Genomic DNA, 16,860 nt, shown 5'->3' on the forward strand with positions numbered 1-16,860 from the left:
GCCGGGAGCGACACTGCCGCCATGGTGCGTCAACACGTCAATCCCCTCAGCCGCCGCCACCTGCTGCCGCGGCCCCTGCCACCGCTGAACGAGCTGTTCGCCGATCCGGCTCTCCCGCTCAGGCTCGACATCGGCTCGGCCCGCGGCCGCTTCCTGCAGGCCCTGGCGCAGGCGGATCCGGGCTGCAACCATCTCGGCATCGAGATCCGCAGGCCCCTGGTGGAGGCCGCCGAAGCCGACCGCAAGGCCCTGGGCCTCAGCAACCTGCACTACCTGCTCTGTAACGCCAACGTGAGCCTGCAGGACTGGCTCAGGGCCCTGCCGGAGGGGAGGCTGGAGCGGGTCACGATCCAGTTCCCCGATCCCTGGTTCAAGACGAAGCATCACAAGCGACGCGTGCTGCAGCCCGCCCTGCTGCACGCGATCGCGGCCGCCCTGGCGCCGGGCCGGGAGCTGTTCATCCAGAGCGACGTGCTGGCCGTGATCGAGCCGATGGTGGCCCTGATCGAGGCCAGTGCCTGCTTCAGCCGTCCGCCGCAGGACCGGCGCCCCTGGCGCGACCACAACCCCCTGCCGGTGCCGACCGAACGGGAGCGACTGGTGCTGGAGCAGGGGCTTCCGGTCTACCGCGTGCTCTATCAACGCGCCCTGACGCCCGCCCCCGGGTTGGAGGAGCTGGTGGCGCTGGCCGCCGATAATCCCGCCACTGAGCCGGTGAGCACCACCGACTCCTGCGCCGCGGAGCCACCAGCCCCTTGACCTCCCCTGCCCCCACCCCCTGGCTGCTGCGCTGGCAGGGGGTCCTGGCCAACACCCCCGCCGGCCCCCTCAGCAGCCGGCTGCCCCTGGTGGCCGGGGTGGTGCTCTGCGCCCTGATGGCCGGCCTGCCCCTGGTGACCCGCCAAGGTCTGAGCCTGCTGATCCTGGCCAGTGGCCTGCTCTGGCTGGTGTGGGCCCTGCGCACGCCGGCGCAGGGCCTGGGCCCGATCAATGGCTGGTTGCTGGTGGTGCTGGCCCTGGCGGTGCTGGCCACGGGTTTCTCGCCAGTGCCGGCCGCCGCGGCCAAGGGGCTGCTGAAACTGCTCAGCTACATGGCCGTCTATGCCCTGATGCGCCAGCTGCTGGCCGCCGCGCCGGTGTGGTGGGACCGGATCGTGGCAGCGCTGCTGGCCGGCGGATTGGTGACCAGCGTGATCGGCCTGCGGCAGCTCTATGCCAACACCAGCGAACTGGCCCGCTGGGCCGATCCGAACTCGGTGGCCAGCGGCACGGTGCGGATCTACAGCACCCTGGAGAACCCCAACCTGCTGGGGGGCTACCTGCTGCCGATCCTGCCCCTGGCGATCGTGGCCCTGCTGCGCTGGCCCGGCCTGGCCCGCAAGCTCTTTGCCCTGGCCTCCCTGGTGCTGGGCGCTGCGGCCCTGGTGCTCACCTACAGCCGCGGCGCCTGGATGGGGATGGTCGTCTCCATGGCCGTGATCGGCATGCTGCTGGCGATCCGCCAGACCCAGACCTGGCCCCTGCTGTGGCGGCGCCTGTTTCCGCTGCTGCTGCTGGGCGGCGGGGCGCTGATTCTGGTGCTGCTCGTCACCCAGGTGGAGCCCCTGCGGGTGCGGGCGATGAGCCTGCTGGTGGGCCGCGAGGACAGCTCCAACAACTTCCGCATCAACGTCTGGATGGCGGCCCTGGACATGATCCGCGACAGGCCGTGGCTGGGGATCGGGCCAGGCAACACGGCCTTCAACCTGATCTACCCGCTCTATCAGCAACCCAAGTTCAACGCCCTGAGCACCTACTCGATCCCCCTGGAGCTTGCCGTGGAGGCGGGGATTCCCGGCCTGCTGGCCGGCGTCGGCCTTGCGCTGGCGGGCATCAGGGCCGGGCTGGCCCAGTGGCGCCAGCCCGGCCTGCTGGCCCTGCCCTGCCTGGCCTCGGTGGCGGTGATCGCCGGGCTGATCGTGCAGGGCCTCACCGACACGATCTTCTTCCGGCCGGAGGTGCAGCTGATCGCCTGGTTCTGCCTCGCCACCCTCGCGGCCGCGCCGCGGCCGAGCCGGGCCACGGATCGCCCCTGATGACCGGCTCGCCAGCAGCGGCGGCGCCGCAGCCTCAGGGCCTGATCGCCGGCTTCGACGCGGGCCAGAGCCACACCCGCTGCCGCCTTGCCCTGCCCCATCCGGCAGCGGGTGTGGTCCTAGCGGAAGGCGAGGGGCCGGGCGTCTGCCACCTGGCGGCACCGGATGGTCCGGAGCGCTTCCGGGCGGCCCTGCAGCTCAGCCTTCAGAGCGCTCTGGAACGGCTGCCGGCAGAGGCGCAGGCCCAGGCAGGTCCGGAGCCCCTCCTTGCAGCGGCGATCGGCGCCAGCGGGATCGAGCAGGGCACCGCCGTGCAGGAGGAGGGGCGACGCCTCGCCGCCAGGGCCCTGCAACTGCCCCTGGAACGGCTGGAGGTGACCGGCGATGAGCGCACCGCCCTGCACGGCGCCTTCGCGGGTGGGGCCGGCATCCTGGTGATCAGCGGCACCGGCACGATCGCCGTGGGCCAGGACGGCCAGGGCCGCAGCCACCGCTGCGGCGGCTGGGGCTGGCTGCTCGATGGGGCCGGCTCGGCGATGGACATCGGCCGGGACGGCCTGGCCCTGAGTCTGCGCATGGCCGATGGCCGCAGCCCGGACTCCGATCTGCGCCGGGCCCTGTGGCAGGCCCTGGATCTGGGCGTGGACGACCCCCAGGCACCGCAGCGGATCAAGACCCTGGTGGTGCAGCCGCAGTTCGGCGCCGCTGGCTTCGCCGCCCTGGCGCCGGTGGTGAACGACCTGGCCAGGCGCGGCGATGCCGAGGCGGCGGCGATCCTGGAGGCCAACGCCGCCGCCCTGGCGGCGATGGTCGTGGCGGTGGCCGCGGCCCTGGAGCTGCAGAACCCGGCCGTGGTGACCAGCGGCGGGGCCCTGCGCCACCTGGAGGGCCTGCACCAGCGTTTCGCCCAGCGGCTGCAGGAGGGGCTGGGCGGCGCCCATCTGGTGGACCCGCAGGGCGATGCCTGCGCCGGTGCCCTCCAGCTCGCCCAGCAGCTGGCGGATCAGGCGGCCTGAGCCCTCAGACAGCGCAGAGGTGCGCTTCGGCCTGGGCCGCCAGGTGGTGGGTCCAGTGATCCACCTGCCCCTGTTCGGCCGCCTCCACCATCACCCGCAGCAGGGGCTCGGTGCCGCTGGCCCGCACCAGCACCCGTCCCTGACCCTCCATCGCCTGCTCGGCCGCCTCCACCGCACGACGCAGCGGCTCACACTGCTGCCACTGCTGCCGCCGCTGCCTATCGGGCACGGTCACGTTGACGAGCCGCTGGGGGTAGGGCCGGAAGCTGCTCTCGAGCCAATCGGCCAGGCTCAGGCCGGCCTGGTGCAGGCGGGTGGCCACCTGCAGGGCGGTGAGCAGGCCATCGCCGCTCATGCCATGGCGGGCCGAGAGGATGTGACCCGACTGCTCACCACCGAGCCCCGCCCCCAGCGCCTCCATCGCCTGGTGGACGTACTGATCCCCCACGGCGGTGCGCTCCAGCACCCCGCCGCGGGCCTGCCAGGCACGCTCGAAGCCCAGGTTGGACATCACCGTGGCCACGATGCGGTTCTGGGGCAGCTGATCGGCCTCCTGCAGGGCCGTGCCCCAGAGGTAGAGGATCTGATCGCCGTCCACCACCCGGCCCTGGCCATCGACAGCGAGCATGCGGTCGGCATCGCCATCGAAAGCGAATCCCATGGCGGCACCGCTGGCGAGCACGGCCTGTCTCAGCGGCTCGAGATGGGTACTGCCACAGCCCATGTTGATGCGGTGGCCATCCGGCTCGCCGTGCAGCACCGTCACTGCGGCGCCGAGGTCACGGAAGACCGCCTCCCCACAGGCGGCGGCTGATCCCCAGCAGAGGTCAAGCACCACCGGGCACCCATCCAGTCGTCGCCCGTCCACGCTGGCCAGCAGACCCTGCCGATAGACCTCCAGCAGGTCGCCCCGCTCGTAGGCAGCGCCGAACGTCTGGAAGTCGCCGGCGCTGCTGCCGCTTGCACGGGAGGCACTCGCAGCGGCGCCGCTGCCGCTGCTGCCGCCGATCGGAGTTCCGGCCTCAGGCTCGGGCGTGCCCCGCAGACCGCGCTCGATCGCCTCCTGCTGGTCGCGGCTGAGCTTGGCGCCGGAGGCCCCGAACACCTTGATGCCGTTGTCGTGGGGTGGGTTATGGCTGGCCGAGACCATCAGCCCACCGGCCAGGCCGAGGCGGCGGATCGTGCCGGGCACCGCCGGCGTGGGGCAGAGACCCACGTTCCAGACCTCCCGACCCGCGGCGGTCAGACCGGCGGTGAGGGCCGCCACCAGCATCGGCCCACTGGTGCGCGAATCACTGCCGATCACCACCGGGCCGGCGGTGCGCAGCACCCGCCCGCACCAGTAGCCCACCTGCAGCGCCAGGGCCGGGGTCACGCAGGTGCCGACGCGACCGCGGATGCCGTCCGTGCCGAATCCGGTGACGGCGTCACCAAGGGGCGCACCGATCGGAGGGGGCAGCGGCCCGGGCATGGCAACGCAATCGATGGCGGGCAGCAGGTTAAGCGCCGTGTCAGCGCCAGCGCCGCGGCCAGCAGGCCCAGCGCAGCAGCTCCACCACCGCCCAGAGCAGCAGCAGGCCCACGCTCCAGCCCGGCAACCAGCGGAAGGGGGGATAGGGGCGCAGCAGCAGGACGACCCCTGCCGCCGCCCAGATCTGCAGAGTGCGGCGGCGCTGGGCCGCTCCCGGCAGGGTGGTGAGCAACGGCGGCAAGGGCGGCAGGGACGGCAACCGCGGCATCGACCGAGCCGGCGGCACCGGCGGCGGAGGGCTCCCCAGAATGCCGGCACCTGGCCCGCACGCCGTGCCCCGTTTCCCCCTGCTGATCGCCGCGACCACCCTGGGGACCGGTGCGGCGCTCCTCGGTGGCGGCGCCCTGCTGCAGTGGCTGCGCCCCCCCCTGACTCCCGCCGTCTCCAGTGCTGCACTGACCAGGGCGGCACGCTGGGACCCGGATCCCTGGCGACGGCGGGACGCGGCGCTGCTGCTGCACGCCCGCCTCGGCGAGGAGCCACGCCAACGGCGGCAGCTCCTGCGTCACCAGGGCTGGGGAGCCGATCCCCTCGCCGCCGTGGTGCTCAAGCAGGACGCCCTGGCCGCCGAAGCCCTGGGCGACAGCACCGCCGCCACCCAGCTATGGCAGCAACAACTGCGCCGCTTCCCCGACGCGCCGAGCAGCGCCGATGCCCTCTACGCCCTCGGAAGGGAGCAACCGATCCAGCGGCAACGGCTGCGGCAGCGCTTCCCCGCCCATCCAGCCGCCCTGGCCGCCGCCCTCGAGGCCGGCGATCAGGGCCAGGCCCTGCTGGATGGCGCCAGCCATCTGGCCCGCTGGGGAGCCCGCTGGCCCGGCGCGATGCAGCCGATCCGCGCGGCCTGTGCCCTCAAGGATCCAGCGCCGAACGCGGGCCAGCGGGATCAGCTTGCCGCCGGCCTCGCCCAGCTGGGCGACGGCCAGGCCGCCCTGGCCTGCCTGAGGGGTGGCCGCGGTTCGAACGCCACCGAGCTGAGCCTGGCCCAGGCCCTTCTGAAGGGCACTGCCGCCGACAACGCCCTGGGCCAGGGGCGCCTGCTGGAACTGGTCCGCCGCGCCCCGGAGGTCCCCGAGGCCGATGAAGCCGTGCGGCTGTTGGTCCTGCAGCCGCAGGCCGACGCGTTGCTGGCGCAGCTGCCACCCCGCTGGCGCTCCAGTGCGCCGGTGCAGGCCCACGCGGCCCTGGCAGGGGGAGGCCGTGGCGCCCTGGCGGTGCTGCAGCGCTGGCCCACGGATCGGGCCAGCTGGGATCTGCAGTGGGAGCTGGCCCGCTCCGCCCTGCTGGCGGGGCGATGGGCCGACGCCAGCCAGCTGCTGAGCACAATCACCCCGGAAACCCTGCCGGCACCGCTGGCGGCCCGGGCCAGCTTCTGGCTGGCCTATGCCCAGGTCCGCCAGGGGAACCGCCAGGCGGGGCTCAGCCGCTGGCAGGAGCTGCGTCGGCAGTGGCCCGGGGGCTACTACGCCTGGCGGGCCGCCGTGCAGCTGGGAGATCCCGCCGCCGACACCCTGCTGGAAGAACAGGCCATCGCCCCTGCCAACCCCGACGAACCTGCCGCCAGCGGCGAGCCCTGGTGGCCGCTGCAGAGCGGCGATCCCGGGCTCGATACCCTCTGGCGCCTCGATCAACGGCTCGAGGCCTGGGAGCAGTGGCGCCAGCGGCGTGGCAACGTGCCGCCCGGCGACAGCGCCACCCTGCTGGTGGAGGGGCGACTCCGGCAGGGAGTCGGCGATGACTGGACCGGCCTGGGGCAGCTGGAGCTGGCTTCGCTGCGGCTTGCCCCGGATCCCTGCGGGCTGCAGCCCCTGCTGGAGCGCAGCCTCCACCCCCAGCGCTTCCTGCCGGAGTTCCAGAAGGCGGCAGCGCCCGTGGGGCTGCCGGTGAGCCTGCTGCTGGCGGTGGCCAAGCAGGAATCACGCTTCACGCCGACGGTGCACTCTCCCGCCGACGCCGTGGGACTGCTGCAGCTGCTTCCCAGTACCGCTTCTGAGCTGGCTGGCCGACCCACAAGCAGCCGGGAGCTGGAGGATCCCGGCCTCAATGCCCGTCTCGGCGCCCTCTATCTGCACCAACTGGCTCGCCAGTGGGATCAGCAGCTCCTGCCGATCGTGGCCAGCTACAACGCCGGCCCGGGGGCCGTGACCGGCTGGCTGGCCGAGCCTGCCGCACGCCGTCGCCTGCGCGACGAGCCGGAACTCTGGGTGGAGGCGATCCCCTATCCGGAAACGCGGCTTTACGTGAAGAAGGTGCTGGGCAACCTCTGGAGCTACAGCCAGGCACCCGTTCCGATCACGCCTGCGCCCACATCGCCTAACCGTGGCTGCCCAGCCAGCGTCCTGCCATGAGCCCGCCCAACACCAGGATGTTCAACACCAGGACCATGGTCAACGAGGAGGGCACCACCCGGATCCGCACCAGATCCAGACGGGCCAGCAGCACGGCCGGCGCCAGGATCAGCACGTTGGCCAGGATGTTGAGGTGCAGCAGGTACAGGCCGGCCAGGGTGACCAGCAGCAGGCTCACCACCAGGCTCACCACCCGACTGGCGGCCATGAGCTGTGAAAGACGGAACAGGAGCAGATCCGGCATCGTGCAGATCACCACCACCACCACGGCGTGCAGGTACTCCACCAGCAGGATGAAATGGCCGGGGCTTGAATAGCGCTCGCTCAGCTGCGGCAGGGTGAGGGTCCAGTGCATCCCCAGATAGACGCTCACCCCGATCAGCAGGAGCACAAGGGGCGCCCGGAACGGCATCGAGATCAGGCGCAGCACATCGTTCATGGCTGATCCAGGTTCATGGCTGATCCAGCACCAGGGCGATGGCATCGAGCGGGCAGCTGGGGATGCACTGCTCACAGACGAGGCAGCGATCCGCCTCGAACTGCAGCCTCCAGGCCGGCGCTTCGCAGCGCAGGGCTCCACTGGGGCAGATGGCGGTACAGATGCCGCAATCGACGCAGCGTTCCGCATCGATCCGGATCTCTCCGGGGGCTCGGTTGAGCGCCAGTCCCTGGCTCTCCAGCCAGACCTCAGCGGCCTCGAGTTCGTCGATGTCACCGGACAGCTCCACCACCATGGTGCCGCTCTGGTTGGGCGCGATCTGGGCCCGCAGAATCTTGGCGGCGATGTCGAAGTCGACAGCGAGCCGGTAGGTGATCGGCTGGTGCACCGCTTCCCGGGGGAAATGCAGCGTGAGACGTCGTTTCACGGTGCCGCATCCTCCGAGTCGGACGCTAGCAAGCTCTACAGGTCAGGGCTGACGCGGAACTGCCAGAGTGCCGGTCGGCTCCCTGCGGCAGATGGCGAACCCAAGCGATCCTTCCCCGCCCTCGAGCCCCCTGGGCCGCCGCGAGCGAGTGCTGCTGGCGATGATCGCCGCGGCGCTGGCGGTGGCGTTGGTGTGGTTGCGAGGAGGGCTCCATCCAGAGGCACCGCTGGAGCAGCTGGCCCGCCGGTCGCTGGATCTGCCGGTGGCCCTGAGCAACGGCCGCCCCAGCCTGGTGGAGTTCTACGCCGACTGGTGCGAGGCCTGCCGATCGATGGCGCCGGCCATGGAGGCGGTGGAGCGGCAGCATCGTGATCGCCTCAACGTGGTGCTGCTCAATGTCGACAATCCGCGCTGGCTGCCGGAGATCGAGCGCTACGAGGTGAACGGCATTCCCCAGCTGGAACTGTTCGACAAAACCGGCCAATCCGTGGGCCGCTCCCTCGGAGCCCGCAGCGCCCCTGAGCTCAACGCCCTGGTCGAGGCGCTGATCGATGGCACGCCGCTGCCGCGCCTGGCCGGTGTCGGCGCCGTGAGCAGCCTGGCCGACACGGCCCAGGCGCCGGCCGTGATGGCCGATCCCCGCAGCCACGGCTGACGCCCTTCCCACCCACGCATCCACTCCCCTGCCCATGGATCCCCGCTTCCGGGTCGCCCTGATCGCCGCCACTCCCGAGCCGCAGCGGTGCATCTATGCGGCGATGCATCAGGACTACAGCGAGGGCTTCGTCGCCGCCGACCCCAGCAGCTGGCCGCAGGAAGCCAAGGCCGGCGAGATCTGCATCAAGCGCCTGCTGGCCGGCGAGCGCGGCCACTTCGGACCGCTGGAGCATGCGCAGATCGTGCTCAATGTGGGCTGGTTCCCCCACTCGGTGATGCAGCAGGCCCGCACCCATCGGGTGGGTGTGAGCTTCGATGTGCAATCGATGCGCTACACGGGCGAGCGCATCTGCCGCGCCGCCAATGGGGCGATGGAGCTGGAGGAGGTGTTCTACCTGCGGCCGGTGGGTTCCTACAGCGACCGCCAGGGCAAGCGCTACCTCTACAGCGAGGAGCAGCGGGCGATCGATCTGCAGCTCTGCCAGCAGGCCGCTGAGCGCTATCGCGATCTGCTGGCGGCTGGTTTTGCCGAGGAGCATGCCCGCGGCATCCTGCCGTTCGATTACCGCCAGCACTTTGTGGTGAGCTTTTCGCTGCGGGCCTTCCTGCACTTTCTCGACCTGCGCGCCAAGCTCGATGCCCAACAGGAAATCCGCGCCCTCTGCGATCTGATGTGGCCCCATCTGGAGCACTGGGCGCCGGAATTTGCGGACTGGTACGCCAAAAGCCGGCTGCACAAGGCCCGCCTGGCCCCCTGAGCGCCGATCTTTCGGCAAGCTGGGGCCTGTCTTCATGCCACAACCTGGCGCTCCCCGTGTTCCCTGCCGCCCCTGCCTCGCTGCTCCTGAGCCTGATCGGGGCGGCTGTGGCCGCCGGCGGGCTGACCGCACCGGCGGGCCGGGCCCAGATGCTGCTGGATGCGGCGGCGGCCGGATCGGTGCAGAACAGCCTGCAGCAGCAAAGTGGAGCCAGTTACGGCAAGCTGCTGGAGCAGACCCGCCAGCGCCTGTCCGGCGGATCCGGGACGGCACCCGGCGGCACTCCAGCCACCGCAGACTCAGGCGGGGGCCGCAACCCTGTCGCGGCTGGCTCAGGGGCGGCTGGTGCGCCCGCCACGGGAGCAGTGGCTGCTTTCGTGATCAACGACCGTCCCGTACCCCTGTGCAGCAGCGGCCTTCCCTGCCTCGGAGTGCTGCAGCGGGCCATGGGACTGGGCGGACGGCCCTACACCAGAGGCTGGCGTTACTGACTCAGAGGCTTGCCAACGCAGAGGGACGACGGTTCAGACCCTGGCCAGCGTGACCCGCTCCGGCTGATGCTGATACTTACCGGCGCGATCCTGGTAGGTGGTGTCGCAGGGATCGCCTTCGAAGAACAGCAGTTGACAGATGCCTTCGTTGGCATAAATCCGGCAATCGGCGCCGGAAGAATTACTGAACTCAAGCGTGAGATGGCCTTCCCAGCCCGCTTCGGCAGGGGTGGTGTTGACGATGATGCCGAGCCGGGCGTAGGTGCTCTTGCCCAGACAGATCACCGTGATATTGGCCGGTACCTTCAGCTTCTCCATGGCAACGCCAAGGCCATAGGAATGGGCCGGCAGGATGAAATAGGCGCCATCGCCGTCTTCGTGCAGGGGGGCCGGCTCCAGGTTGGCCGGATTGAACCTCTTCGGGTTCATCACCGTGCCGGGCACATGGCGAAAGATCAGGAACTCCTGCGCCGAAAGACGCAGGTCGTAGCCATAGGAGGAACATCCGAAGCTGAGCACCGGCGCGCTGGCGGTCTCGGGTTCGAGATGCCGTACCAGACGGGCCTCAAAGGGCTCGATCATGCCGGCCTCGGCCCGCTCCTTGATCCAGCGGTCGTTCTTGAGCATCAGCCGCGGCGCAGTTGGGTGACCTGATCGGCCATGGCCATCAGAGCGGCCGGCATCGCCGGGCCCGTCAGGATGACATCCAACTGCGCCGGCCGCTGCTCCAGCACCTCGGTGACATCCAGCAGCGACAGGTAACCCAGCTCGATCGCCAGCCCCAGTTCATCGAGCACCATCAGATCCACGGCCCCGGTCAACAGCTGCTGGCGGCTGAAGTCCCACACCTCCCGGACGGCCGCCAGGGCCAGCTCCGGCTCGGCTTCGGCCTGCAGGGGGGCAGAGAGGCAGGAGGGCACGGCCGGCCGCAGCCACTGCAGGCGGCCGCAGAGCCAGAGGCTGCGGCCCAGCCCCTGGTCCACGCCACCCTTGAGAAACTGGCTTACGAGCACACGACTGCCCAGACCCGCCGTGCGCAGGGCCTGGCTGAACACGGCGCCGAAGCTGCCGCGGAAGGGGGCGGTGTGCACCTGCAGCAGCCCCTCGGCCAGGGGAACGGGCCGCAGTGGCACCACAGCCCGAGCCGCTGGGCAAACCGGTTCGAATCGCGGATCGGGCCGCAGATCAGAGCGCAGATCGGGCCGCGTCTCCAGCCGTTGACCCCGCCCAGAGCTCTCACTCCGCTGGGAGGGGCGATGGCTGCCCTGGGGACTGACAAGGCTGGCGGTCATGGACATCCCGGAGGGCGATGGGACCGGGCGAGCAGATCAAGCCGGCCGGCCGGCGCAGGCACCGAAGCGACGGGATCGGATGCTGCGCTGGAACCTGAATGTAGCGGCATCGGCGCCCTGGACAAGCGATGCACACCATCCCTGGTGGGAACAGAGAGTTCACTGGCCATGGCCGCGCAGGCTGTGGCAGGCGTCAACAGCCGCGCGGCACCAGGGGCCAGGAGGCCGGCGAGCGGGAGCGGAAGCGGAGCCCCTGACAGCAACCGTGTTTGTTGCTACAAGAAAGAGCAGGGTCGCTCCGTAGCTTCCCAGTTCCTGCCCCGCCGTCATGGTCGGCGCTACTCGCGGCTTCAGCCGTTACGCCCCCCCACCTCCCGGCGGCTCCGCTGGCTCCGGAACGGGCGTGTCCGGCAACGCCGGCGCCACCCTGCTGGATGTCATGCGGGGTCTCGGCGGCAGCAGCGTCGAGACCGTGGAGCGTGGCAAGACGATTTTCTTCCCCGGAGACCCAGCCGAGCGGGTCTATCTGCTGCGCCGCGGCGCCGTGCGGCTATCGCGGGTCTACGAATCCGGGGAGGAAATCACCGTGGCACTGCTGCGGGAGAACAGCCTGTTCGGGGTGCTGTCGCTGCTCACCGGCCAGCGCTCCGATCGCTTTTATCACGCCATCGCCTTCACCCGCGTGGAGATGGTGACGGCTCCGGCCACCTCGGTCCGCCAGGCGATCGAGCGCGATGCCAGCGTTGGTCTGCTGCTGCTGCAGGGCCTCTCCTCCCGCATCCTGCAGACCGAAACCATGATCGAAACCCTCACCCATCGCGACATGTCCTCGCGGCTGGTGAGCTTCCTGCTGGTGCTCTGCCGTGATTTCGGTGTGCCCAGCCAGGAGGGCATCACGATCGACCTGCGCCTCTCCCACCAGGCGATCGCCGAGGCGATCGGCTCCACCCGGGTGACGATCACGCGGCTGCTGGGCGACCTGCGCAACGACGGACTGGTGCAGGTGGATCGCAAGAAGATCACGGTCTTCGACCCGATCGCCCTGGCCAAACGCTTCAGCTGAGCGGTTCAGCTCAGCCGCTCAGCTGAGCAGATTGCGGTAGCGCTCCAGCCAGCCCTGCGGCACCGCACCGAAGCGCTCCGCCAGACGGTCGACCATCGGCAGGTAGTCGCGCGCCATCTCCCGCTGGAAGGCCAGGGGGGGTTCATGGCCACCGGCCGCCACGTTCACGGCCGGCGGCAGACGCAGCCCCTCATTCAAGGACGGCACGGCCAGGAAGCCGAACAGGTCGTCGGCGAGGGCGGCCGGCTCACTGCTGAGCTGTTCGAAGAAACAGCAGTGCAGCTGAGCGGGCTGGAACACCGCCTCGACGGTCTCGATCGTGCGGAGATAGTCGGAACGGCTCGCGGCCCCGGGCAGGCGGGCCTGCTCCAGCAGCGCAGCAACGGCGGCATCACCATCGAACTGGCCCTTGCGAACCCGGTTGCGGATCGCCGACCAGACTCTCAACACCGGATCGCGCATCACGAACACCAGCTTCAGCTCCGGCGCCAGACGCTGCATCCGCTCCCAGACTGGCCGCTCCAGGGTGGCGTAGGCGGGGGTGATCTCGCCGACCCGCTTGCCCTGGCGGAGCCCCTGACCAAACAGTCGCCCGTACCAGGCATCACTGCGCGGCAGGAACCAGTAGCGGGTGTACCAGCGGGGATCGCGGCCGAAGCGCTTCAGGTCCCAGAACTTGGCGCGCCGTCGCTCATCGGCGTCGAGCACGCCAAACCGGATCCGGGGCTTGTCGAAGTAGTGGAGCTCCTTGACCGGCGTGAGCCACAGATCCGGATGCTGACTGAGCACCCGATGCAGCCAGGTGGTGCCGGAACGCTGCGCCCCGATCACCATGAAGTCGGGAACCATCGAGGCGCAAGCCGGGCGGACCGGAGGTTAAACGACCCTGGGACGTCCGCTCCACCAGGCCCCCCGGCACAGGACGACGGAGCAGACCGGCGGGACGCCTCCCCAGACTGTCCGCATCGCGCCGGACGATGGGGATTGTGCTGCAGGATGCAGCCTCCGGAAGCCTGCGGGATCCGGCCCCTGACAGCAGAACGACGGCGTGGCGAGGCAGCGATGACGGGTTGGTTGTTGATCCTGGTCCTGCTGGTGCTGGGCGGCGTGCTCGCCACCCTCGGGGATCGGCTCGGCAGCCGCGTGGGCAAGGCGCGCCTCAGCCTGTTCAACCTGCGACCGCGCCGCACCGCTGTGCTGATCACGGTGCTCACCGGATCGCTGATCAGTGCCATGTCCCTGGGGCTGATGCTGCTGGTCAGCCAACGGTTGCGGGTGGGCCTGTTCGAACTCGACCAGCTCGAGCAGCGGTTGCAGCAGAGCCGCGACGATCTGGCGCGCAGCCGCCGCGACCTGGTCGGTGCCCAGACCGCCAGCGCCACCGCTCAGCAGGCCAGCCGCAGCGCCCAGGCGGCCACCAAGCGGGTGGAAGGAGAGCGAAAACGGGCCCAGGCCCAGCGGGATGAAGCGGAGAAGCGACTGCAGCAACTGCGCCGCGAGTTGCTGCCCCTGCAGCAGCAGCGTGCCCGGCTGGAGGCCGAACGCGATCGGCTCAGCCGTGATGTGGCCAACCGGGACCAGGAGATCCGCCGCACCGAAACCGCCCTGGCGGCGGTGCAAGGTCAGATCAAGGAGGGGGAGAAGGAACTCCAGGGCCTTGAGACCAAGATCATCGCCCTGCGCCGCGGCGATGTGGTGATCAGCAGCGGCCAGCCCCTGGCCACCGCCAAGGTGACCCTGGAGCGGCCCGAGCAGGCCAGGGATGTGATCAACACCTTGCTGCAGCAGGCGAACCGGCTGGCGTTCCAGCGGGTGCTGCCGGGGGAGCCGCCGAACCGCCAGATCCTGCTGGTGCCGAGAAACGACATCGCCAAGCTGGAGACCCTGCTGGCCCGCCCCGGCTCCTGGGTGGTGAGCCTGCTCTCGGCCGCCAACGTGCTGCGCGGCGAGCAGCAGGTGCTGGCCTTTCCGGACCTGCGGCCGAACCGCACGGTGGCCCGGGCAGGCGAAGTGCTGGCCACCACCAGCCTCGAGCCGGAGGTGCACAACCCCCAGCAGGTCAACAGCCGACTCAACCTGCTGCTGGCTGCCGCCTACGCCAAGGTGCAGCGCCTGGGTTCGATCACCGATGGCCTGCAGTTCGATGCGGCCCTGCTCAACCAGCTGGCCCGCTCCCTGAGCGAGCGCCCGGAGGATCAGGCGGCCCAGCTGGAAGCCGTGGCCGTGCAGGATGCCGACACCCCGGATCCGATCGTGGTGGAGCTCCGCTGGATCCGGCCGCGCAACGGACGCCCCTGAACGCCGTGCCATGGCCACCCACGCCTCACCCGAGCAGGGCGATCGATTCCCCCACGGCAATGCACCGCCACGTCGAGCCGGGCTGGCGGGGCTGGATCCGGGCCGCAACAAGTGCGGCCTGGTGCGCACCGATGCCACGGGCCAGCGGATCGTGGAAGCGGCGGTGCTGACCCCGGAGGCGGCCTGGCAGCAGCTGAGCGCATGGTGCGCCGAGGGCCTGGTGGCGGACATCGTGCTGGGCAACGGCACCGGCAGCCAGCGCTGGCAGACGAGACTCGCGCCGATCGCGGCCGTGCATCTGGTGGATGAGCGAGGCAGCACCCTGGCGGCGCGGCAGCGGTACTGGGAGCTGTTCCCGCCGCGGGGCTGGCGGCGCTGCCTGCCCCGCGGACTGCGACAACCCCCGCGCGACTGGGACGATGTGGTGGCGCAATTGCTGCTGGAACGGTTCCTGGGGCGAACCCTGCCGCGACCCTGAGCCAGAACAGCAGGCCCGACTCCGCGCCGAGCCCGCGCTGCCCAGCCCGATCTCAGAGGCTGGCTCGCACGGTGAAGGCGTAGTCGCCGCCGGCTTCGAGCTGGTAATCGGCCTGGAGCAGGAAGCGCAGCAGAGCGTCCTGGATCAGGGCGCGGCCCAGGGAGGGCTCCACGTTGAGTTCACCACGATCGAAGGCCCAGCAGAAGGTCCACTGGAACCCGCCGGCGGACACCTCACCCTCCAGCACCCGCTGGCTGAAGCTCTGGCGCAGGACCCGCAGCTGGGCGGTGGTGGCGGGCAGACGGCTCACGAGGGATGGATCACGGCGAAGGGCTCACGACAAGCAGATCAAGGCTGACAAAAGCCCATGGCAGAGATCAGGCTGCCGCAGCCTGAAGCGAAAAACTGTTCAGGCGATTGCCGGCCCGCTCGATCCCGAGCCGGCGGATCAGGTCGATGCCGCCCACCACCTCATCGAGCACGGCCGCAAGGCCAGGCTGCTCGTCCGCCGAGAAGCGCCCCAGCACGTGGGACACCGTGCGGGCGCGGCGCTCGACGGGATGCTCTGCCGGAGCGCCGATGCCGATGCGCAGCCGCGGAAACTCCTGACTGCCGAGGTGCTGGATGGTGCTGCGCAGGCCGTTGTGGCCACCAGCACTTCCGCTGGCACGCAGGCGCAGACGACCGAAGGGCAGATCCATGTCGTCCACCACCACCAGCATCTGGGAGGGTTGCAGGTCGAACCAGTCCAGGGCGGCACGAATCGAGCGGCCACTGTCGTTCATGAAGGTCTGCGGCATGAGCAGCCTCAGGCGCCGATCGCCGTGGCCCACCTCTGCCAGCAGGCCATGGAGCTTCGTCTGCTGACGAAACCCGGCTCCCAGCTCGCGAGCCAGGCGTTCGAGGGCCATGAAGCCCACGTTATGGCGCGTCTCGACGTACTTGGAGCCGGGATTGCCCAGGCCGACCAGCAGCCGCAGGTCCACTCCAGGTAGGGGGATCTCAGTGGTCACCGGAGGCGTTGGGCTCACGGGCTGTAGGGAAAAATCACCCGAGAAGGACTGCCCGAGGCTAAGGCGCGGGCGCTGGGCAACACGACTCAGCTACTTTCAATCGCGTCGAAACCCTTCGAAAGCCTTGTGAAAAGGAGTGGTGAGGCTTCAGGTCGTTGGGGTGGCCGGCTCGCCAATGGCTGTCGCAGAGACAACCTCTCCAGTACCCGCTTCAGAAACAGCCGCAGGCAATGGGGCTGAAGCTTCCAGCGCCGCAGCGGCCTCAGGCAGAACCGGTGACACAGGGGTGGCCACCGGCTCCGGCTCGGTGGCGATGGCGGAGCGGAACTCCTTCTCGAATTCCTGGGAGGCCGACTGGAAACCCTTGAGCGTGCGACCCAGGGTTTTACCCAGCTCAGGCAGCCGCTTGGGCCCGAACACAAGGAGTCCAATGGCGGCGATCACCGCCAGTTCGGGCAAACCGATACCGAAGAAATTCATGCAGGAGAAGCGGCTGGGTCAGGAATCAGCCGGCGCCATTCCAGTTGACAGTGATGCCCTCGAGCAGCAGCGACTTGTTATAGAGCTGCAGGATCACGAGCAGAAAGACCAGGAAGAGGAGCATGAACACCCCCATCACCGGGGTGGTGCCCCAGCCTGGAACGACCTTGCCGTATTCGGAATTCAGCGGGCGCAGCAGATTTCCCAGGGGGGTGCGTTGGGCCATGGAGCTCGATCCTCTCGATCAAGGAAGCGTGGCGTCTACTGTAAACGTCACGCCTGGGCAGCCTGCGACAGCTGTCGACACTTGTATGGAATCCACAGGTTCGCCCGCCCTCTCCATTGCCCTCGCCGTGCTGGCGGTGCTGCTGGCCCTCACCGGCTTCGGCGTCTATCAGGCCTTCGGGCCGCCCTCGAAGCAGCTCACCGATCCCTTCGACGATCACGAGGACTGAGCGGCTTCTCGAATCCTTTCCAAACAACGCTGAAAGGTT

The 16,860-nt window shown here is 69.9% G+C and carries 22 protein-coding genes; 11 read left to right on the forward strand and 11 right to left on the reverse strand.

Going from position 1 to position 16,860, the window contains the following annotated elements; translation table 11 throughout:
• The first annotated feature begins 24 nt into the window (after positions 1 to 24).
• From trmB to KQ310_RS05140, 3 genes are read left to right on the forward strand one after another with little or no spacing between them, the layout of a single operon-like run.
• Entirely contained in the window at positions 25 to 759 is a 735-nt protein-coding gene (trmB, locus tag KQ310_RS05130) for a tRNA (guanosine(46)-N7)-methyltransferase TrmB (RefSeq protein WP_259720746.1), read from the forward strand.
• Complete coding sequence (locus KQ310_RS05135) at positions 756 to 2,075, forward strand: IctB family putative bicarbonate transporter (protein WP_259720697.1); 1,320 nt, start codon at positions 756 to 758, stop codon at positions 2,073 to 2,075. Before trmB ends, KQ310_RS05135 begins: the two co-directional genes overlap by 4 nt.
• On the forward strand, positions 2,075 to 3,091 hold the full coding sequence (locus KQ310_RS05140) for a BadF/BadG/BcrA/BcrD ATPase family protein (RefSeq protein ID WP_259720698.1): 1,017 nt from the start codon (positions 2,075 to 2,077) through the stop codon (positions 3,089 to 3,091). Before KQ310_RS05135 ends, KQ310_RS05140 begins: the two co-directional genes overlap by 1 nt.
• A gap of 4 nt (positions 3,092 to 3,095) precedes the next feature.
• On the opposite strand, the gene KQ310_RS05145 is transcribed toward KQ310_RS05140, so the two are convergent.
• Positions 3,096 to 4,562 (reverse strand): phosphoglucosamine mutase, encoded by a 1,467-nt coding sequence (locus KQ310_RS05145; protein ID WP_259720699.1) that lies wholly within the window; start codon positions 4,560 to 4,562, stop codon positions 3,096 to 3,098.
• Positions 4,563 to 4,602: 40 nt separating this feature from the next.
• Positions 4,603 to 4,830, reverse strand: a complete 228-nt coding sequence (locus tag KQ310_RS05150; protein ID WP_259720700.1) for a hypothetical protein — start codon at positions 4,828 to 4,830, stop codon at positions 4,603 to 4,605.
• Positions 4,831 to 4,894: 64 nt separating this feature from the next.
• On the opposite strand from KQ310_RS05150, the gene KQ310_RS05155 reads away from it, so the two are divergent.
• Complete coding sequence (locus KQ310_RS05155; RefSeq protein WP_259720701.1) at positions 4,895 to 6,970, forward strand: lytic transglycosylase domain-containing protein; 2,076 nt, start codon at positions 4,895 to 4,897, stop codon at positions 6,968 to 6,970.
• Here KQ310_RS05155 and KQ310_RS05160 read toward each other — a convergent pair.
• Together KQ310_RS05160 and KQ310_RS05165 are read right to left on the reverse strand one after the other, a co-directional pair.
• Positions 6,936 to 7,409, reverse strand: coding sequence for a hypothetical protein (locus KQ310_RS05160; RefSeq protein ID WP_259720702.1), 474 nt, complete (start codon positions 7,407 to 7,409; stop codon positions 6,936 to 6,938). The two genes, KQ310_RS05155 and KQ310_RS05160, sit on opposite strands and share 35 nt — an antisense overlap.
• Before the next feature lie 13 nt (positions 7,410 to 7,422).
• Positions 7,423 to 7,836: an NIL domain-containing protein gene (locus KQ310_RS05165; RefSeq protein ID WP_259720703.1), complete on the reverse strand. Its 414-nt coding sequence runs from the start codon at positions 7,834 to 7,836 to the stop codon at positions 7,423 to 7,425.
• A gap of 91 nt (positions 7,837 to 7,927) precedes the next feature.
• Here KQ310_RS05165 and KQ310_RS05170 point away from each other — a divergent pair, with 91 nt between their 5' ends.
• The 3 genes from KQ310_RS05170 to KQ310_RS05180 are packed head-to-tail and all read left to right on the forward strand — an operon-like array spanning position 7,928 to position 9,742.
• Positions 7,928 to 8,491: a thioredoxin domain-containing protein gene (locus KQ310_RS05170; protein WP_259720704.1), complete on the forward strand. Its 564-nt coding sequence runs from the start codon at positions 7,928 to 7,930 to the stop codon at positions 8,489 to 8,491.
• A gap of 34 nt (positions 8,492 to 8,525) precedes the next feature.
• Complete coding sequence (gene thyX / locus KQ310_RS05175; protein ID WP_259720705.1) at positions 8,526 to 9,251, forward strand: FAD-dependent thymidylate synthase; 726 nt, start codon at positions 8,526 to 8,528, stop codon at positions 9,249 to 9,251.
• A 56-nt stretch (positions 9,252 to 9,307) separates the two neighbouring features.
• On the forward strand, positions 9,308 to 9,742 hold the full coding sequence (locus KQ310_RS05180; RefSeq protein ID WP_259720706.1) for a hypothetical protein: 435 nt from the start codon (positions 9,308 to 9,310) through the stop codon (positions 9,740 to 9,742).
• Between the two features lie 33 nt (positions 9,743 to 9,775).
• Here the strand turns inward: KQ310_RS05180 and dcd are convergent, their stop codons facing one another.
• Together dcd and KQ310_RS05190 are read right to left on the reverse strand one after the other, a co-directional pair.
• Positions 9,776 to 10,369, reverse strand: a complete 594-nt coding sequence (gene dcd, locus KQ310_RS05185; protein ID WP_259720707.1) for a dCTP deaminase — start codon at positions 10,367 to 10,369, stop codon at positions 9,776 to 9,778.
• Positions 10,369 to 11,034, reverse strand: coding sequence for a cob(I)yrinic acid a,c-diamide adenosyltransferase (locus KQ310_RS05190; RefSeq protein WP_259720708.1), 666 nt, complete (start codon positions 11,032 to 11,034; stop codon positions 10,369 to 10,371). The genes dcd and KQ310_RS05190 overlap by 1 nt, the downstream gene beginning before the upstream one ends.
• 328 nt (positions 11,035 to 11,362) lie before the next feature.
• Between KQ310_RS05190 and ntcA the strand changes: the two genes are divergently transcribed.
• The gene (ntcA, locus tag KQ310_RS05195; protein WP_259720709.1) at positions 11,363 to 12,097 is read left to right on the forward strand and encodes a global nitrogen regulator NtcA; all 735 of its coding nucleotides are present in this window, start codon (positions 11,363 to 11,365) and stop codon (positions 12,095 to 12,097) included.
• Between the two features lie 18 nt (positions 12,098 to 12,115).
• Here the strand turns inward: ntcA and KQ310_RS05200 are convergent, their stop codons facing one another.
• Positions 12,116 to 12,946: a sulfotransferase gene (locus KQ310_RS05200; RefSeq protein WP_259720710.1), complete on the reverse strand. Its 831-nt coding sequence runs from the start codon at positions 12,944 to 12,946 to the stop codon at positions 12,116 to 12,118.
• Between the two features lie 213 nt (positions 12,947 to 13,159).
• Between KQ310_RS05200 and KQ310_RS05205 the strand changes: the two genes are divergently transcribed.
• Both KQ310_RS05205 and KQ310_RS05210 read left to right on the forward strand, forming a co-directional pair.
• Positions 13,160 to 14,395, forward strand: coding sequence for a DUF3084 domain-containing protein (locus tag KQ310_RS05205; RefSeq protein WP_259720711.1), 1,236 nt, complete (start codon positions 13,160 to 13,162; stop codon positions 14,393 to 14,395).
• A 10-nt stretch (positions 14,396 to 14,405) separates the two neighbouring features.
• A complete protein-coding gene (locus KQ310_RS05210) occupies positions 14,406 to 14,873 on the forward strand; it encodes a resolvase (RefSeq protein ID WP_259720712.1) in 468 nt (155 codons plus the stop codon).
• 52 nt (positions 14,874 to 14,925) lie between these two features.
• Here KQ310_RS05210 and KQ310_RS05215 read toward each other — a convergent pair whose 3' ends face one another.
• The 4 genes from KQ310_RS05215 to psbH all read right to left on the reverse strand — a co-directional run bounded on the left by KQ310_RS05215 (position 14,926) and on the right by psbH (position 16,592).
• Positions 14,926 to 15,183 (reverse strand): DUF3146 family protein, encoded by a 258-nt coding sequence (locus KQ310_RS05215; RefSeq protein WP_197157320.1) that lies wholly within the window; start codon positions 15,181 to 15,183, stop codon positions 14,926 to 14,928.
• 67 nt (positions 15,184 to 15,250) lie between these two features.
• On the reverse strand, positions 15,251 to 15,886 hold the full coding sequence (gene pth / locus KQ310_RS05220) for an aminoacyl-tRNA hydrolase (RefSeq protein ID WP_259720713.1): 636 nt from the start codon (positions 15,884 to 15,886) through the stop codon (positions 15,251 to 15,253).
• 147 nt (positions 15,887 to 16,033) lie between these two features.
• Positions 16,034 to 16,366: a TatA/E family twin arginine-targeting protein translocase gene (locus KQ310_RS05225; RefSeq protein ID WP_259720714.1), complete on the reverse strand. Its 333-nt coding sequence runs from the start codon at positions 16,364 to 16,366 to the stop codon at positions 16,034 to 16,036.
• Positions 16,367 to 16,391: 25 nt separating this feature from the next.
• Positions 16,392 to 16,592: a photosystem II reaction center phosphoprotein PsbH gene (gene psbH / locus KQ310_RS05230; protein ID WP_259720715.1), complete on the reverse strand. Its 201-nt coding sequence runs from the start codon at positions 16,590 to 16,592 to the stop codon at positions 16,392 to 16,394.
• Between the two features lie 85 nt (positions 16,593 to 16,677).
• On the opposite strand from psbH, the gene psbN reads away from it, so the two are divergent.
• Positions 16,678 to 16,821, forward strand: coding sequence for a photosystem II reaction center protein PsbN (gene psbN / locus KQ310_RS05235; RefSeq protein ID WP_259720716.1), 144 nt, complete (start codon positions 16,678 to 16,680; stop codon positions 16,819 to 16,821).
• The last annotated feature ends 39 nt before the right edge of the window (positions 16,822 to 16,860 follow it).

Source organism: Synechococcus sp. CS-1328 (assembly GCF_025128095.1).
Taxonomy (GTDB): Bacteria; Cyanobacteriota; Cyanobacteriia; order PCC-6307; family Cyanobiaceae; genus CBW1002.

Bases quoted from the DNA above. Each gene is read 5' to 3' on its own strand.
- KQ310_RS05140 (WP_259720698.1), top strand. From the start codon at position 2,075: ATGACCGGCTCGCCAGCAGCGGCGGCGCCGCAGCCTCAGGGCCTGATC.
- KQ310_RS05145 (WP_259720699.1), bottom strand. From the start codon at position 4,562: ATGCCCGGGCCGCTGCCCCCTCCGATCGGTGCGCCCCTTGGTGACGCC.
- KQ310_RS05150 (WP_259720700.1), bottom strand. From the start codon at position 4,830: ATGCCGCGGTTGCCGTCCCTGCCGCCCTTGCCGCCGTTGCTCACCACC.
- KQ310_RS05160 (WP_259720702.1), bottom strand. From the start codon at position 7,409: ATGAACGATGTGCTGCGCCTGATCTCGATGCCGTTCCGGGCGCCCCTT.
- KQ310_RS05170 (WP_259720704.1), top strand. From the start codon at position 7,928: ATGGCGAACCCAAGCGATCCTTCCCCGCCCTCGAGCCCCCTGGGCCGC.
- thyX (WP_259720705.1), top strand. From the start codon at position 8,526: ATGGATCCCCGCTTCCGGGTCGCCCTGATCGCCGCCACTCCCGAGCCG.
- dcd (WP_259720707.1), bottom strand. From the start codon at position 10,369: ATGCTCAAGAACGACCGCTGGATCAAGGAGCGGGCCGAGGCCGGCATG.
- KQ310_RS05190 (WP_259720708.1), bottom strand. From the start codon at position 11,034: ATGACCGCCAGCCTTGTCAGTCCCCAGGGCAGCCATCGCCCCTCCCAG.
- ntcA (WP_259720709.1), top strand. From the start codon at position 11,363: ATGGTCGGCGCTACTCGCGGCTTCAGCCGTTACGCCCCCCCACCTCCC.
- KQ310_RS05200 (WP_259720710.1), bottom strand. From the start codon at position 12,946: ATGGTTCCCGACTTCATGGTGATCGGGGCGCAGCGTTCCGGCACCACC.
- KQ310_RS05205 (WP_259720711.1), top strand. From the start codon at position 13,160: ATGACGGGTTGGTTGTTGATCCTGGTCCTGCTGGTGCTGGGCGGCGTG.
- KQ310_RS05210 (WP_259720712.1), top strand. From the start codon at position 14,406: ATGGCCACCCACGCCTCACCCGAGCAGGGCGATCGATTCCCCCACGGC.
- KQ310_RS05225 (WP_259720714.1), bottom strand. From the start codon at position 16,366: ATGAATTTCTTCGGTATCGGTTTGCCCGAACTGGCGGTGATCGCCGCC.
- psbH (WP_259720715.1), bottom strand. From the start codon at position 16,592: ATGGCCCAACGCACCCCCCTGGGAAATCTGCTGCGCCCGCTGAATTCC.
- psbN (WP_259720716.1), top strand. From the start codon at position 16,678: ATGGAATCCACAGGTTCGCCCGCCCTCTCCATTGCCCTCGCCGTGCTG.